Source organism: Bacillus sp. 7894-2 (assembly GCF_002272225.1).
In the GTDB taxonomy this organism is placed as follows: Bacteria; Bacillota; Bacilli; order Bacillales; family Cytobacillaceae; genus Cytobacillus.
In genome coordinates, this window is sequence record NZ_NPDG01000073.1 from 1 (window position 1) to 15,326 (window position 15,326).

20 protein-coding genes are annotated in these 15,326 nt (G+C 43.4%); 11 read left to right on the top strand and 9 right to left on the bottom strand.

Going from position 1 to position 15,326, the window contains the following annotated elements; all coding sequences use genetic code 11:
• The first annotated feature begins 77 nt into the window (after nucleotides 1–77).
• The 5 genes from CHI10_RS11560 to CHI10_RS11580 all read left to right on the top strand — a co-directional run bounded on the left by CHI10_RS11560 (nucleotide 78) and on the right by CHI10_RS11580 (nucleotide 4,197).
• Nucleotides 78–494 carry a YhfM domain-containing protein gene (locus CHI10_RS11560; protein WP_095244437.1) on the top strand — a complete coding sequence of 139 codons (417 nt, stop codon included), beginning with the start codon at nucleotides 78–80 and terminating at the stop codon, nucleotides 492–494.
• 102 nt (nucleotides 495–596) lie between these two features.
• The gene (locus tag CHI10_RS11565; RefSeq protein ID WP_076260238.1) at nucleotides 597–752 is read left to right on the top strand and encodes a DUF1540 domain-containing protein; all 156 of its coding nucleotides are present in this window, start codon (nucleotides 597–599) and stop codon (nucleotides 750–752) included.
• 144 nt (nucleotides 753–896) lie between these two features.
• Complete coding sequence (locus CHI10_RS11570; RefSeq protein WP_095244438.1) at nucleotides 897–2,363, top strand: protein adenylyltransferase SelO; 1,467 nt, start codon at nucleotides 897–899, stop codon at nucleotides 2,361–2,363.
• Between the two features lie 210 nt (nucleotides 2,364–2,573).
• Nucleotides 2,574–3,416, top strand: coding sequence for an SPL family radical SAM protein (locus CHI10_RS11575; protein ID WP_095244454.1), 843 nt, complete (start codon nucleotides 2,574–2,576; stop codon nucleotides 3,414–3,416).
• Between the two features lie 28 nt (nucleotides 3,417–3,444).
• A complete protein-coding gene (locus CHI10_RS11580) occupies nucleotides 3,445–4,197 on the top strand; it encodes an AAA family ATPase (RefSeq protein ID WP_095244439.1) in 753 nt (250 codons plus the stop codon).
• A gap of 40 nt (nucleotides 4,198–4,237) precedes the next feature.
• On the opposite strand, the gene CHI10_RS11585 is transcribed toward CHI10_RS11580, so the two are convergent.
• The 4 genes from CHI10_RS11585 to CHI10_RS11600 all read right to left on the bottom strand — a co-directional run bounded on the left by CHI10_RS11585 (nucleotide 4,238) and on the right by CHI10_RS11600 (nucleotide 6,062).
• Nucleotides 4,238–4,654: a VOC family protein gene (locus tag CHI10_RS11585; protein ID WP_095244440.1), complete on the bottom strand. Its 417-nt coding sequence runs from the start codon at nucleotides 4,652–4,654 to the stop codon at nucleotides 4,238–4,240.
• A gap of 80 nt (nucleotides 4,655–4,734) precedes the next feature.
• The gene (locus CHI10_RS11590) at nucleotides 4,735–5,037 is read right to left on the bottom strand and encodes a DUF5634 family protein (protein ID WP_095244441.1); all 303 of its coding nucleotides are present in this window, start codon (nucleotides 5,035–5,037) and stop codon (nucleotides 4,735–4,737) included.
• 87 nt (nucleotides 5,038–5,124) lie between these two features.
• Nucleotides 5,125–5,586 carry a MarR family winged helix-turn-helix transcriptional regulator gene (locus tag CHI10_RS11595; RefSeq protein ID WP_286137317.1) on the bottom strand — a complete coding sequence of 154 codons (462 nt, stop codon included), beginning with the start codon at nucleotides 5,584–5,586 and terminating at the stop codon, nucleotides 5,125–5,127.
• A complete protein-coding gene (locus tag CHI10_RS11600; RefSeq protein ID WP_095244442.1) occupies nucleotides 5,586–6,062 on the bottom strand; it encodes a glutathione peroxidase in 477 nt (158 codons plus the stop codon). Before CHI10_RS11600 ends, CHI10_RS11595 begins: the two co-directional genes overlap by 1 nt.
• Nucleotides 6,063–6,209: 147 nt before the next feature.
• Between CHI10_RS11600 and CHI10_RS11605 the strand changes: the two genes are divergently transcribed.
• The 3 genes from CHI10_RS11605 (at nucleotide 6,210) to hemG (ending at nucleotide 9,860) form a co-directional block, all read left to right on the top strand.
• Nucleotides 6,210–7,223: a DUF1835 domain-containing protein gene (locus CHI10_RS11605; protein WP_095244443.1), complete on the top strand. Its 1,014-nt coding sequence runs from the start codon at nucleotides 6,210–6,212 to the stop codon at nucleotides 7,221–7,223.
• Nucleotides 7,224–7,305: 82 nt separating this feature from the next.
• Nucleotides 7,306–8,370, top strand: coding sequence for a C45 family autoproteolytic acyltransferase/hydrolase (locus tag CHI10_RS11610; RefSeq protein ID WP_095244444.1), 1,065 nt, complete (start codon nucleotides 7,306–7,308; stop codon nucleotides 8,368–8,370).
• 104 nt (nucleotides 8,371–8,474) lie between these two features.
• Nucleotides 8,475–9,860 (top strand): protoporphyrinogen oxidase, encoded by a 1,386-nt coding sequence (gene hemG, locus CHI10_RS11615; RefSeq protein ID WP_095244445.1) that lies wholly within the window; start codon nucleotides 8,475–8,477, stop codon nucleotides 9,858–9,860.
• Between the two features lie 39 nt (nucleotides 9,861–9,899).
• Here the strand turns inward: hemG and CHI10_RS11620 are convergent, their stop codons facing one another.
• Nucleotides 9,900–10,124, bottom strand: coding sequence for a hypothetical protein (locus CHI10_RS11620; RefSeq protein ID WP_095244446.1), 225 nt, complete (start codon nucleotides 10,122–10,124; stop codon nucleotides 9,900–9,902).
• Between the two features lie 96 nt (nucleotides 10,125–10,220).
• Between CHI10_RS11620 and CHI10_RS11625 the strand changes: the two genes are divergently transcribed.
• The 3 genes from CHI10_RS11625 to CHI10_RS11635 all read left to right on the top strand — a co-directional run bounded on the left by CHI10_RS11625 (nucleotide 10,221) and on the right by CHI10_RS11635 (nucleotide 11,733).
• Nucleotides 10,221–10,586 (top strand): DUF488 domain-containing protein, encoded by a 366-nt coding sequence (locus CHI10_RS11625; protein WP_095244447.1) that lies wholly within the window; start codon nucleotides 10,221–10,223, stop codon nucleotides 10,584–10,586.
• Between the two features lie 68 nt (nucleotides 10,587–10,654).
• Nucleotides 10,655–10,936 (top strand): GNAT family N-acetyltransferase, encoded by a 282-nt coding sequence (locus CHI10_RS11630; protein WP_095244448.1) that lies wholly within the window; start codon nucleotides 10,655–10,657, stop codon nucleotides 10,934–10,936.
• A gap of 14 nt (nucleotides 10,937–10,950) precedes the next feature.
• On the top strand, nucleotides 10,951–11,733 hold the full coding sequence (locus tag CHI10_RS11635) for an alpha/beta fold hydrolase (RefSeq protein ID WP_095244449.1): 783 nt from the start codon (nucleotides 10,951–10,953) through the stop codon (nucleotides 11,731–11,733).
• Nucleotides 11,734–11,856: 123 nt separating this feature from the next.
• On the opposite strand, the gene CHI10_RS11640 is transcribed toward CHI10_RS11635, so the two are convergent.
• The 4 genes from CHI10_RS11640 to CHI10_RS11655 form a co-directional block, all read right to left on the bottom strand.
• Nucleotides 11,857–12,360, bottom strand: a complete 504-nt coding sequence (locus tag CHI10_RS11640) for a hypothetical protein (protein ID WP_095244450.1) — start codon at nucleotides 12,358–12,360, stop codon at nucleotides 11,857–11,859.
• Nucleotides 12,357–12,734 (bottom strand): hypothetical protein, encoded by a 378-nt coding sequence (locus tag CHI10_RS11645; RefSeq protein ID WP_095244451.1) that lies wholly within the window; start codon nucleotides 12,732–12,734, stop codon nucleotides 12,357–12,359. Before CHI10_RS11645 ends, CHI10_RS11640 begins: the two co-directional genes overlap by 4 nt.
• Nucleotides 12,735–12,937: 203 nt before the next feature.
• Nucleotides 12,938–14,545, bottom strand: coding sequence for an FMN-binding glutamate synthase family protein (locus CHI10_RS11650; RefSeq protein ID WP_095244452.1), 1,608 nt, complete (start codon nucleotides 14,543–14,545; stop codon nucleotides 12,938–12,940).
• 15 nt (nucleotides 14,546–14,560) lie between these two features.
• Nucleotides 14,561–15,190, bottom strand: a complete 630-nt coding sequence (locus CHI10_RS11655) for an NAD(P)H-binding protein (protein ID WP_095244453.1) — start codon at nucleotides 15,188–15,190, stop codon at nucleotides 14,561–14,563.
• Between the last annotated feature and the right edge of the window lie 136 nt (nucleotides 15,191–15,326).

The following is a 15,326-nucleotide window of genomic DNA, read 5'->3' on the forward strand; positions in this document are numbered from 1 at the left end:
AAATCAACGGACAAAATCGATAAGTGAAAACAACAATTTATACGAAAAAACAAAAATCTTAAATTGGAGGGGTGCTGATGAAAGCTTTATTATACATTTTTATGGTATTTTCTTTTGCAATCATAACAGGCTGTCAATCAGCTGAAACAATGGTTCTGCTGGATGAAGAAATCAGAGAAATCAAAGTTTCAAAATCAGAGGGTTTAGGCGGAATAAATGAAGAAAGCTTTATTTCTTTCAAGGACAGAAAATCGATCGCTGTATTTGAAAAAGCAATAAAAACTGCTGTCAAACAGTCAGGCAATGCAGATATCAGTAAACCTCAGTATGATATAGCAGTAGAATACAAAGGAGCTCTTCCTTCTCACGGCATTCATATATGGCTCGGCGAGGATAATGAAAAGAGCGCCTTCATGTATATTACCAATGAAGATATTTACCAGACTTCACCGCAAATGACAAAGAAACTCAGAAGCCTAATCCTCTCAGACTAACTCCCTCCAAGGCCATTTCGCTCAATTTGGAACATTAACCCATATGGTTAACGATCCGAAAAAGGGGTATATAATCACTAAACCAAAAGGAGGTGGCCAAAAATGGAAGTAGAAGTTTTGTGTAACGTGGAAAACTGTAAGTACTGGGCTGAAGGTGATAAATGTGTAGCTGACTCTATTTATGTGATTGGCCAGAATGGCCGGGAAGCGGATGAAATAGAGGAAACAGCCTGTAAAACGTTTGAGCAGGATGCATAAGCATGAGAAAGCCTGACCGCCGGAGGATGAAAATCCCGGCTGTCAGGTTTTTTTACATACAAAAAGATGCCCGCTATGTTTTACAAGAAAGGGTATAATAAAGGAAAATGACTATAAAACCAAGAAGGCAAGGAAGGAGTTATGATGACAATTAGCAATGAAATCGGATGGAATTTTGATAATAGCTATACGCGGCTCCCGCAGACATTCTTCTCAAAAATGAAGCCCAACCCTGTACAATCCCCTGAGCTGGTGATCCTTAACGGGGAACTGGCGAAATCTCTGGGATTAAATGTTGATGCATTGACAAGTGAAACAGGCATTGAGGTCCTTTCAGGCTCTCAAGTTCCAGAAGAAGCTGAACCTCTTGCTCAAGCTTATGCAGGACATCAGTTTGGACATTTTAATATGCTTGGGGATGGCCGGGCAATGCTGATCGGCGAGCAGATTACCCCTGAGGATAAACGAGTTGACATTCAGCTGAAAGGCTCCGGCAGAACTCCATTTTCGCGCGGCGGCGATGGGCGGGCGGCTCTGGGCCCGATGCTCCGGGAGTACATTATCAGTGAAGCCATGCATGCCCTTGGAATTCCCACGACCCGCAGTCTGGCGGTTGTAACAACAGGGGAAGCCATAATACGGGAAACCATGCTTCCGGGTGCGGTTCTGACAAGAGTGGCGGATAGCCATATACGGGTGGGTACTTTTCAATATGCTGCAAATTGGAGACCGGTTGAGGAGCTTAGAACCTTGGCAGATTACACGATTCAGCGCCATTATCCGGAAATAAAACAAGATGACAATCCTTACCTTGCTCTCCTGCAGAAGGTGATCCAGAAGCAGGCTGAACTTATTGCGAAATGGCAGCATATTGGCTTCATCCATGGAGTCATGAACACCGACAACATGGCAATCAGCGGGGAAACGATTGATTATGGTCCGTGCGCCTTTATGGATAAGTATGATCTGGCAACTGTCTTCAGTTCCATTGACAGGGAAGGCCGTTATGCTTATGGAAATCAGCCGTATATTGGCGGCTGGAATCTGGCGAGGTTTGCGGAAACCCTTTTGCCTCTGCTGCATGAAGAGGAAGAGGAAGCTGTTAGTATAGCTCAGGGCGCCATTTCAGAATACAATAAAATGTATCAGGACCATTGGCTTGCCGGCATGAGGGCAAAGCTTGGGATTTTTAATGAAGAAGCAGAAGATGAAGCCCTTTTTACCGGACTACTAAAGATTATGCAGAAGTCTGAAGCCGATTATACGAACACATTCCGTGCCTTAACACTGGGAGACCTTGAGAACACTGTGTTAGGCAATGATCAGGAATTTGCCGGCTGGCATGGTCAGTGGCAGGAAAGGCTGACCAGGCAGAAGGAAACGAAAGAAGAAGTAAATCAGTTAATGAGGGCCAGCAACCCGGCCATCATCCCGCGAAACCACCGGGTGGAAGAAGCTCTGGAAGCAGCTGTTAACAATGGAGATTACAGCGTGATGAAAAAGCTTCTTGCAGCGCTGGAGAATCCTTATGCTTATAGGGAAGATCAGGAAGAATACTGCAAACTGCCGGATTCATCCGGCATGCCCTACCGCACGTATTGCGGAACATAATATGAAGAAATAAAAAGGTAAAGCCTGGCCCAATTAATGGGTCAGGCTTAGTGTTATTTAAGCAGGAAGCGTAATTTTAAAAAAGGATATCTTCATATAATTTAAAAAGGCGGCAATTCTCATCCTGTAATGATACAGGAGATTGACTGCTTATTGTTGACATCAGGAGATCACAGTGTTACTTTTAAAACAGAACATACATTCGATTTGGTGATTGACTTGAATATACAGCTTAAAGAAATCGTATCAAAAAGTATTTTAACACCTGCCAAAGGTGCGATAGACAATTTTACTCATTCAATGAACCCATATGCGGGCTGTGCTTTTGGCTGTAAATATTGCTACGTAAGGGAACTCCCTGTTTCCATTTTCCGTGAAGAGGAATGGGGTGCTTGGATTGATATAAAATCAAATGCGGCCGAGCTTTTGGAGAAAGAATTGGCTAAAGCTAAAAAAAGGGGAAAAGTTGCTTTATTTATGTCCTCTTCCACTGATCCTTACCAGCCGATTGAATATACCTCAAAACTGACCAGAAGTTTATTGGAAGTTATGCTTGAAAATCAGCCTGATTTTTTACATGTACAAACCCGTTCCCCACTGGTGAAGCGGGATATCGATTTATTCCAGCAATTCAGAGATAGAGTCAGAATTTCTATGACAATCGAGACAGACAAAGAAGAGGTCAGAAAGGCATTTGCACCAGCGGCACCTCCCATCCCGGCAAGAATGGCTGCGCTAAAAGACATCAAAGATGCAGGAATCATAACTCAGGCAACACTGGCCCCGTTACTTCCATGCTCGCGGGAATTCCCGGCAAAACTAAAATCTATTGCAAACCGTGTGACGATTGACGATTTTTGGATGGGGGATGGAAGCGGAGGAAGAAGGACCGAAAGACTGGGAATCCGCAAGATTTTTGATGAGCTTGGTTTGGAGAAATGGTATAATCCGTCTGCATATAAAGTGGTTCTTAAAATGCTGGAGCAGGAATTTCAAGATGCACCCATTCAATTAGGTGTATCCAAGGCGGGCTTCAGCCCTGATGGCAAATAGCTGATTATAAAATAGATGAGGTATTTATATGGATCTATTAAGTTCACCATACGTAAGAGGCATTAGGCTTAAAAGAGAAGATATACCATCCTTCCATCAGTATCCCTTCAGCCTTCCGAGCCTGAAAACACTGGATGAGATGGCTTTTCACCCGAAAGTCACCTTTCTGATCGGCGAGAATGGGATGGGGAAGTCGACCCTGCTGGAGGCAGTTGCGGTTGCGTTAGGGTTCAATGCGGAAGGCGGATCATTCAATTTTAATTTTTCTACCTTTGATTCACATTCCATGCTGGGCGAATATTTAAAGGTAATAAAAGGCGTAGATAGGCCGTCTGATGGTTTTTTCTTAAGGGCAGAGAGCTTCTATAATGTTGCTTCCAATATTGAAGAAATGGACAGGGAAGGCGGCGGACCAAAAGTGATTGACTCCTTTGGCGGCCGTTCTTTACATGAGCAGTCGCATGGGGAAGCATTTTTCTCCACCTTTCTTCATCGCTTTCGAGGCAGCGGAATTTACATTCTGGATGAGCCGGAGGCGGCACTTTCACCATTGAGGCAAATGTCCATGCTGACAAGGATTCATGATTTGGTAGGCGACCATTCACAATTTATTATCGCTACCCATTCTCCGATCATTATGGCCTATCCTGATGCTGCCATATATGAATTCACTGATGACGGCATCGCGGAAAAGAAGCTGGAAGAAACGAATCATTACCGCATTATGAAGCAATTTTTCGATGATAAGAATCGAATGCTCCATCATTTACTGAATGAATAAAAAAATGGAGGCTGCATGCCTCCATTATTAACTATGTATGTTATTCGCTTTCGTGGCTGAACATCCAGTTAACCCCGAATTTATCTGTTAACTGGCCAAAGCTCTTGCTCCAGAATGTTTCCTGCAGCTCCATGGTTACATTACCGCCATCTGCCAGATTGTTAAAATACTTTCTCATGTTATCCACATCATTAATGACAACTGCGAGATTAATGTTATTTCCTACTGTAAATGGCATACCTGGAAACGTATCTGAAAACATGACAGTACTGCCGCAAATAGTAAGGCTTGAATGCATGACCAGATTTTTGGCTTCCTCCGGCAGAGGATATTCAGGATTCTGCGGAGCATCACCAAAAGTTGTAATCTCAGGCATTTCCAGTTCAAATGCCTTTACATAAAACTCAATAGCTTCCCGTGTATTACCATTAAAATTTAAATACGCATTAACAGCCAACCCGTCCACTCCTTCCTTTAAATACAATTCCATTATAGACGAAATATTCTACTATTAATACAGTTCAATCGTAACAATCTTTATAATTCCTGAAGTGCTTGTTCTATACTGTTAAATCCGCTTCTATCAGCACCATTAGGTTCATCCGATTCAATGGTCCACTCATTTCTTTCAGGTGATAATCCTCCATTCCCATCTTTAAGGAATGGGCTATGCACATGATACGTTTTCCCTGCTTTTTTCACTGTGTATCCCATATAGCAGTGCTGATCCTGGCCTTCTTCCTCGAAAATGCCAATATCGTCGATTCCATATTTGTCTAAATAGGACTGAAATGGCTCCTGCAGTGAATTTACAACTTGCTCTCTTGGTAAATACTCCATTTTGCTTGCTCCCTTCTATATTAGCTATCCTTAATATGGCTATTTTTGGAGGGATTAAACACGGAACTTTGAAAAGAGTACCCCGCATCAGCGGGATACTCTGCTCCTTAGCTTCATTCTCAAGTTTCCGAGAAGCTTCATAAGTTCTTCATATTCTTCGAGTTCAATGCTGCACGTCTGAATGGCCTCTCCAACACTTTTGGTGATATCCTGTTTTTCGTTGTGTGCTTTTTCCTCTAGGAAAATAAACACCTTGCGTTCATCCGCTTTGGAGCGTTCTTTGCGAAGCCATCCGTTAGAAATCATCCTTGAGATCATCGGGGTAAGTGTCCCGGTGCCAAGATTCAGTCTTTCTCCAAGATCTTTGGCTGTCATGCCATCTTTTCCCCAAAGGGCCAGAAGAACCAGATACTGCGGGTAGGTTAAGCCGAATGGCTGAAGAGCACTTGTATAGAGTTTGGTAAATTCGCCTGCTGTTTCATAAACAGCAAAACAAAGCTGTTTATCCAGTGTAAAAAAATCTTTCACATCATCACCTGATTCCGGCATTACAATAACTTCGTCAAATCATCCTCAATTTTTCCCGGCTCTGTTGTTGGCGCATAGCGTTCTATAACCTGGCCGCTGCGGTCCACGAGGAATTTGGTAAAGTTCCACTTAATGTTTTTGGACAGAATGCCCTTTTTCTGTTCTTTCAAGTAAGCAAACAATGGATCCGCATTGTCGCCATTTACATCAATTTTTGCGAACATCGGGAAAGACACACCATAATTGAGCTGACAAAACTCAGTGGTTTCTTCAATATTATCGAATTCCTGGTTATTGAACTGATCACAAGGGAATCCAAGAATTTCAAGGCCCTTGTCTTGATACTTTTCATAGAGCTCCTGCAGCCCTTTAAATTGGGGCGTCAATCCGCATTTGCTTGCTGTGTTTACGATAATTAGAGGCTTTCCTTCGTATTCTTTCAGAGATTTCAATTCACCATTCGTTTTCTTGACTTCAAAATCATAAACCGTTGTCATTGGGATACCTCCTATTTTGAATCGTGTACGATTTAATCTTAGGCGATTTAAATTCTTTTTTCAACAAATCAGCTTTTTATGAAACAGGCATTAAGGTTCATTCGTAGGAAAGATAGATTTCCAATTCATTTACAAAGGATGATTATAATGTTGGACGAATTGCGGGAAGCAATTGAGAAACTCCCGGAGCGTGGCGCAAAGAGCTATTTATTTCATATATTGCTTCGGGTTCACTTATTAAAAAACAGCGCTGATTCTCAGGAAGAGATCATGGAACTGCTCAATGATATTCAAAAAAAGATAATTTTTTATTCTCAGGAGAGGAAATTGGAGCGGGAATATGAAACATACCACATTGTGTGCGGGGAATCACCGGCAGGATCTTTGAAGGTAGGGCTTAGTAAAGACAATAAAGTCATTGGCTTTCCTGACTTCTTCAGCAATGGACCTCTCTGGAGGATGGATGAAGAGGAGGGGAGAAATCAGCGATTCGAATGGCTCATGGATCACATTAATATGCATGATGATTATCTGGAAAAGGAATATGAAAGAAAAATAGCTTCAGCACTTGAGGAGATTGATGCCATTCCTGCGGGAAAGCCGATCGTAATCTGGACCGCTGATAACGCCGATGAACAAACCGGTTTGCGGTATTTCCTGCACTTATTAAGAAAGAAAGATAATAATGTGCATGTTATTAATACTGCTCAGTCATATAAGGAGCTTTTTCCTGCGAAAAAGAATCAAGTCCTTTTAAGGCACTCAGGTGAAGCAGCTCCGGAAAAACTGAAGGTCATATTGGATAAAAACATGGGAAGCCCCTTATCTGCAGAAGAAAGAAACAGGTTTGTATCGGATTGGCAGGTGCTCTCCATGACAAAGGAAGTACTGCGCATATGGGAAGAGAATGAAATACATAGTGTGCAAGAGAGTTATTTTGATGACTATATCATCGAGTCAGCCAAAAAAATTCATAAAACCAACAAGGGCTTTATCAAATCGGCCAGATTAATCGGGGAAGTGATAGGGCATCTGGATGAGCCAATTGGTGATGGCTTTGCTGAGTATAGAGTAAGATCCCTGATTTATAACGGAATATTTGCGATAAAAGGAATTCCGAAAAGTATGAGGTTTTATAGTATTAAAATGAAAGAGATTTAGAATTTCATAAATCCCTCCGCTGGAATTTCATGCAGCCTTCCTTTATTCTAAAAAAAAGAAACGAATAGAAGAGGGATCTGCTTTGAAAAAGATTTATAGTGATATTATTCAATTCCGCGGCACTCACTTTGATTTTGGCTTTATGCAGGGAGAGCGAATAAAGGATTCTCTTTCTGTTAGGAATCGGGAGGATCAATGGAAGGTACGGAAGCCGCGTTTTTCAATAAATGAAGCTGAAGTGAAAAATGCCATTAAGAGGTTTGCGCCCGGAATCTGGGATGAACTGCTTGGGCTGCAGGAAGCATTGCAATGGCCGATGGAGCGGGTGTTACAGGAGTTTGGCGGATATCGCCTCGATTATGTCCGCTCAGGCTGTTCCATCCTGACAGGGGCTGATTACCTGATCCGCAATTATGATTACCATCCAAAAACCTATGAGGGACGCTATACTTTTTATCAGCCAACCGATCAGGGCTATGCGATTATGGGCCCCAGCCAGAGGGTGACTGGCCGGATGGATGGCATGAATGAAAAAGGACTCGCCATCGGGTATAATTTCATGAACCGTAAAAAGCCTGCTGATGGCTTTATCTGCTGCATGATCGGACGCCTGATTTTGGAGGCATGTGCAAATGTCAAAGAAGCGGTTGATATGCTGAAGGAAATACCGCACCGCCATTCCTTTACATACGTGGTGTATGACGCAGGCGGAGAGACATATGCAGTGGAAACGTCTCCGAGAGGTGTAGAGGTCCGCCAGACGACTGCCTGTACAAACCATTTTGAAATCATGCAGGATGAAAACCGCAACCATCTGGCTGACAGCATGCGAAGGCTGGATGTCATGAAAAGCCGTCAGGATGGGCGACTGGATGCACATGATGCATTCCGCCTTCTGAATGATAGTGATAAAGGTGTCTTTTCAGATCTTTATGGAAGCTGGGCCGGGACCATTCATACATCAGCCTATCTGCCGCGGGAGATGAAAGCCTGGTTTGCGCTCGGCGGCGACAGGGAACCGGTTGTTTTTGACTTCAAAAGATGGCTCCAAGGCGAGGATATTGAAATGAATAGAATCACTGGTGAAGTGGATACGGATATTCCTTTTTTGCATATGGATGAGCATGCGAATTGGTTCAGGAAATAATAATGGTTTTTTTTGAAAAATGGACAAACCCTCACATACTTTCATCTCTACAGGATGTGGTACACTTTATATAATGAATTGGATGTAAACTGAGGTGCATACAAGTGAAAACAGTATTAGTCATAGGCGGCGGTGTAACAGGGTTGTCCGCCATGTATGAGCTGAATAAGTGGAAAAAAGAAAATGATCAGGATATACGGCTGGTGCTGGCAGAATCATCAGAACAGCTTGGCGGAAAAATCCGCACAGTAAGAGAAGGCGGCTTCACGATCGAGGCGGGAGCTGATTCGATTGTTGCCCGCAAAGCGGATGCGATAACTTTTATCCAGGAGCTCGGTTTGGAAGAAGAGGTTGTGTACAATGCGGCGGGACGGTCGTATATTTACACTGACGGCGAACTGAAGCTGATCCCGGCAGATGCTGTATTTGGGATTCCGGCCAGTGTTGAATCTCTTGCCAAATCCACGCTTGTTTCAGCAGAAGGAAAGGTTGAAGCCCTGAAGGATTTTTATACGCAAAATGACCGCTTTACAAAGAATGATTCGATCGGCGATTTCCTTGAGCATTTCTTTGGAAAAGAACTGGTGGAAAAACAAATAGCGCCTGTTCTATCGGGAGTATACTCCGGGAATCTCAGTGACTTAACCATTGCTTCGACTCTTCCGCAGGTGTTTGATTATAAAGAAAAATACGGCAGCATCATAAGAGGTTTCGAGGAAAATAAAAAGGTGTTCCAGAGCGGCGGAGGAAAGAAGTTTCTTTCCTTTAAAAAGGGCCTGGATGCATTAATTGATGCTTATGAGGAAAGATTGGACGAAACAGAAATCTTTAAAAACACACAGGCTGTTAAAATAGAAAAATCGGATCGTGGATATATGGTTGATTTCTCAAATGGCGATAGCCTGGAGGCTGATCATGTAGTGCTCGGCATTCCGCATAATGCAGCTGAAACCCTGTTCGATGATGAGGAGCTGAAATCGGAGTTCAAACCGTTGAAGAACAGTTCCTTGATCTCAATTTATCTTGCTTATGATATTCCAGACAGCGAACTGCCTGAAGACGGGACAGGCTTCATCACGGCCAATACGGATGAATTAACCTGCAATGCCTGTACATGGACAAGCCGCAAGTGGAAGCATACATCAAAAAGCGGTAATTTGCTTGTCAGGTTATTTTATAAAAGCAGCCATCCGGCCTTTGCCTCTCTAAAGGAGATGGGTGAAGAAGAACTGCTGCAGACGGCTCTGGCTGATATTGAAAAAAGCCTCGGCATAACGGCTGAGCCTTTGGCAAGCGAAGTGACAAATTGGACTGAAAAAATGCCAAACTATCTGATTTCCCACCCTGAGACAGTAGCAGCACTTGAAAAAAGGCTGGAACAGGAATACCCTGGAATATGGCTTGCAGGCTGCTCTTATTACGGTGTCGGCATCCCTGACTGCATTGAAAATGGGGCAGAAACTGCCGGGAAAATTATTAAGAAAATGTAAAACAAAAATCCCCTTCTGTGTAAGACGGGGATTTTTTGCTTATATGATTTTGGTCAGATCCTTAGGACTTTCAATCTTCATTTGCTCCAGTTCAATCTTCATTTTTTCGGTTTCAAGCAAAAAGTTTTCCTGCTTCAGTTTTTCCAGGGTGATTTCATCTTTTATCATATTATGTTTGATCTTTGCGAGTTTTTGAGTATGAACAGTCATGATGGCAATGATGGGAATAGAGAAAGTCATAACCACAGCAATAATACCTGTCAAATTTCCTGCACCTCACATTTGATTGAATTAGAAAAAATTGTCTTTTATGTTTATAATAATAGCAAATCACAAGGGATATACAAGGGGTGTCTTAAATTGACCGGAATTTTCATTAAAAGAATTTATGACCCATACGAAGAAGAGGACGGCTATCGGGTGCTGGTTGACCGGCTGTGGCCCCGCGGAATTAAAAAGGAAGATGCGCGTTTGTCAGCATGGGAAAAAGAGGCTGCGCCGAGTCATGAGCTCAGAAAAGCATTTAACCATAAGCCTGAGCTTTTTGAAGATTTTCGGGAAAAGTATCTTGAAGAGCTGCGAACACAGGATGATAAAATCCGCAAAATAGATGAGCTGGCAAGAATGGCAAAAGAGCAGAATGTTACATTATTATATGCTGCGAAAGATCCCGTTCATAACCATGCGCGAGTTTTGTGTGAAGAAATCATTAGAAGGAAGGTTTAGTCTTTCCAAAAAGCAGGGAAAGCAAGATAGAAAGAATAGAGTTCATCTTAAATACAGGAGGAAATGATATGAATAAAGATTTCCAAAAAGAAGAAAACCGTTTTTTCATGAATGATGAAAAAGGGAATATGATCGCTGAAATCACCTATATTCCAAGCGGTGATTCTGTCATCACGATAGACCATACATATGTAAGTGACTCCCTGCGCGGACAGGGAATTGCAGGAAAGCTTCTGGAAAGCGTTGTTCAGGAGGCACGCAGCAAGGGATATAAGATTGTGCCTGCCTGCTCATATGCTAAAGCTGTTTTTGACCGAAAGAGCGAATATCAGGATTTGCTGGCAAACTAAAGGAGGTTTTCAGAATGGACGCAAAAAGAACAGATGTAAATGGAACAGTCATTTCATACTATGATGAAGGCAAAGGGGAGCCGCTTGTATTGCTGCATGGTTTTTGCGGCAGCAAAGATTACTGGGCAAGGGTGATTCCAATATTGGCAGAGGACTTTCGCGTCATTGCGGCCGATCTTCCGGGGCATGGAGAGTCAGGACTGCCGGATGGCGAACCCTCTATTGAAAGGATGGCAGAAGCAATCAAAGGGGCTCTTGATGAGCTGGGTCTTGAAAAAGTATCTCTTTTCGGCCACTCATTAGGCGGCTATGTAACCCTTGCATTTGCTGAAGCATATGAGGACAAGCTGAAGTCTTTTTCCCTTATCCATTCAACAGCGAGCCCGGATTCCGAAGAAGGGAAAAAGGGAAGGGATGTCGCTGCCGGTAAAATTGATAAAGAGGGAATCGAATCCTTTATAGATGGACTGGTGCCGAAGCTTTTTGCACCAGGGGAGAAACATCCCGAAGAAATTCAACTGGCAAAAGAAATTGGCTATCGTACAAGTGCAGAAGGTGCAAAGGCTGCCCTGAAAGCAATGAAACAGCGCGAAGACCGCAGTCATGTTTTAAAAAGGACAGAGCTGCCGGTATTAATTGTTGCTGGAGAACAGGACGGGATTGTCCCTCCTGAAAAATCATTTGCAGTCAAAGGATTTAACATCAAGCAGGTGACCATTGATGATGCGGGGCACATGAGCATGTACGAAGCGCCGGAAGAACTGGCTGAGGCTATCCGCGGGTTTTTGAAAGAGTAAGTTTTTTATCCGCACATAACTTGGTGTTATGCGCACAGAAAGTTTCCTGTGCGGCCAAATCAATCATTTTGCGATTGAAATATAGAAAAAAAGCTCCTTTTCAAGCCGAAAAGGAGCTTTTGCTTATTTAAATATAACGGAAATAATCTCGTCCGTCGTCATTCCGCTTTCTATTTCAAACGTGCCGGGACGCAGATCATTCTCAAGACCGCGTTTTTCTACATCTTTATAGAATTGGATGCCGCTTTCAATTATATGGGCTTTTTCAAGCGCGTTCCCCACATCAATGCTGGTCATGCCCATTGATACGGTTAAAATAGTCCGGTAAACAACTTTTTCGCCGGTTTTGTCATCGGCCTTCTTGTCTGCTTTGTCCTCTTTTTTCTCGCTGGACTTTGCCGCAGCAGCAAGCTGCTTGCTCCATTCATCTTCCGTGTTGATGACGTAGCCTTTGGATGCCAGCAGGTCAATCATTTCTTCATCTGACAGCTTTTCCGCTTTCTCTGTTTTATCCGCTGGTTTTTCAGTACTCTTGGCTTCAGAAGGTCCAAATAGGTAAACGCTTCCTGTCAAAATGGCAGCCGCTAAAAGGCCCGCTGCAAAACTGCGCAAGGAATTTGGTGTCATTGGGCAACCATGCTCCTTTCACCCTTGTTCGCTGAATAAGGCAAGAGCATCAGATCAACCTCGTTAGGCGTAAGCTGTTTTTTTAATGCAATGCTTTCATTGGAATATCCGCGTTTATGCATATCCAGTACTTCGCGAAGCAGCAATCTTTCATCTGATGGCCCGCTCATAGCTCCTGATTGCTTAGCCGTAATCTCCGCGTCCAATTCAATATTTCTGATCTGCTGCTGAAGCTCATGAATTTCATTTTTTAGTGTAAAAGTAACCTGATCAATTTGCTGCTCAATATTTGATTTCGACTGCGCCGTTTTTAAAAACGATAAAATGAGCAGCACGACTGCTGAACCAAATAATATGGCAATTACCCATCCCATCCTAAAATCCTCCCTTATGTAAACACTTTTTTTCTCGGTATCTATTTTTTTACCAAACTAAATTATACCTTTATTGCGGGGGGATTTCGAATGATAACCTCAAAATAACACGATAGTCCTGCTTTTATGTCAGAAAAAGGTGCGGATGGTAAATCCTATTTCTTATAAAAACCCGGACCATTCAGGACCGGGCTTCCATTTGTTTAGTTTTCCTTCTGCAGCTGTGCGCGTTTGGCGGCATGCAGAATATCCTCGATAGGAGAGACTCTCCCGAATTTATCTTTATGGACAATATGTTTTCTTTCAAACTGGGTGGGGTTATCAATTCCTGCCGCTGCCGCCAGATTGTATAACCCTTCTCTGAGCGAAATGACATAGTTGCAGACACGATAATGTTTTTCCTCAACAATTAATCCGTCCTGAAGCTTTTTGTCGGTTGTCGCCACCCCTGCCGGGCAGTGATTGGTATGGCAGACACCGGCCATAATGCAGCCGACGCTGATCATAAAACCCCGGGCAATATTGACCAGATCCGCTCCCATCGCAAGCGCAATGGCAATTTTATCAGGAGTGATTAATTTACCGGAAGCGATGATTTTCACACGGTCCCGTACCCCATACTCCCTCAGCATTTCATCGACAACTGTCAGGGCGGATTGGATAGGGAGCCCCACACTGTCTGCAAGCTCCTGATAAGTCGCCCCTGTTCCGCCTTCACCGCCATCCACTGTGATGAAATCAGGGCCTTTGCCGCTCTCCTTCATATAGGAAATCATGTTTTCAAGAGCATCCAGGTCACCTACTACAATTTTCATACCGACAGGCTTTCCGCCAACACTTCTGAGCTCCTCTATAAAATCGAACATGGAAGGGACATTATCAAATTCATAGAAACGGTTTGGACTGTTAATGGTTTTGCCGACTTCGACAAGCCGGATACTGGCGATTTCTTCGGTTACTTTTTCGCCTTCCACATGGCCGCCGCGGGTTTTTGCCCCCTGTGCAAGCTTGAGTTCAAAGGCCTTGACCTCATGTATTTCACTTTTCTTTTTAAATTCTTCCCATGAGAATTCCCCATTGGCCTTTCGGACACCGAACATATCAGGACCGATTTGCATAATGATGTCCGGGCTGCCGGCTAAATGATACTGAGACAGGCCGCCTTCACCGGTATTCATCCAGGTTCCTCCTGCAAGGCCAAGCCCTTTGGAAAGGGCCGTGATGGCTTTTTCACCGAGAGATCCATAGCTCATGGCCGATTGTCCGACAAGACCTTTAACCCTGAATGGCTGCCGGCAGCTATTTTCTCCCAGTACGACCGCATCCTCATCCCGAAGATAGTAGGGATCAGCCAATTTTTCTTCGCTGTGCTCCTTTCGGGAAAAAAGATTATCCCCATCGACCTTATAAACACGTGTGTTTATTTTCTTTGTGTTATCCACTTTCATTTCATCTACCAGTTTGGGGAATAAGGTATTTCGTATATAAAAGCCTTCTTCGTCAAAATCTCTTATCGATCCGAAGCCTATTAATCTTTCTTTGTATTTGCCGGCTTTGACAACATCCTGGTATTCCTTTCTGGAAAATGGCTTGCCTTCTGTATCATTATTGAACAGGTATTGTCTTAGCTCAGGCCCCACATTTTCTGCGAAATATCGCACCTTTCCGATTACCGGGAAGTTCCTCAATATAGAGTGCTGTTTCTGCCTGTCATCTTTTACATACCAATAAATAAATAGAATGACCGGTACAAAAATAACCAATGAGATAAATACGAATAATGCTATGACAAGGTAATCTGTTAAACTCATTTTATCCTCCTTCTATTAAAACTGGCTTAGGGCTTCACTGATAGGGGTGTCTCCCGAGGCTGCTTCAATGGTTGAATGAAAGATCGCTTCTTTGTCAAGGGACTCTACCAGAACTTCAGCAGCGTCCTCGCGGGGTATTTCAGCCTTTCGGTCATGGATTTTCTCAGACAAGGTAATGGTTCCGTTCCCGGGATTGTCCGTCAATTGGCCAATCCGGATCACTGTGTATACCAGATTGGCAGCTTTGAGCATATCCTCCGGAAGATCCTTCGCCGCTATTTTGCGGGAAGGGTCTGTTTCGCTTTCCTCTGCTTTAACGGCACTCATCATCACAAATCTCCTGACACCTGATTTTTGTGCCAATTGGATGATGTCGGATATAGATTGGTGATCGACCATAACGGTTTTGCCTGTATGTTTTTTAGGATTGACGCCTGTTAAATAAATCACGGCATCTGATGCCTGAAGATAGGGAATCAGCTTTTCCTCATCATAAACAATTGCATGTGCCGCTCCGAGCTTGATTAGATCCTCAATTTGGTTTTCATTTGCCGCAACGGCAAGAGCTTCATGCTTCCTTTCTGCGAGCTTCCTGATTACATGCTCACCGACATCCCCATTGGCACCGATTACAATTACCTTCATGATAAACGCCTCCTTTTTTACCCTATTCCACAAGGGGTTTATTTAAAACCAAAATCAGGCAAACAAAAAAGCGGCCCATTAGGAGGACCGCACTGATTTTACAAAATCGCTGGCTCACTGCAGATAAAATGGCTGA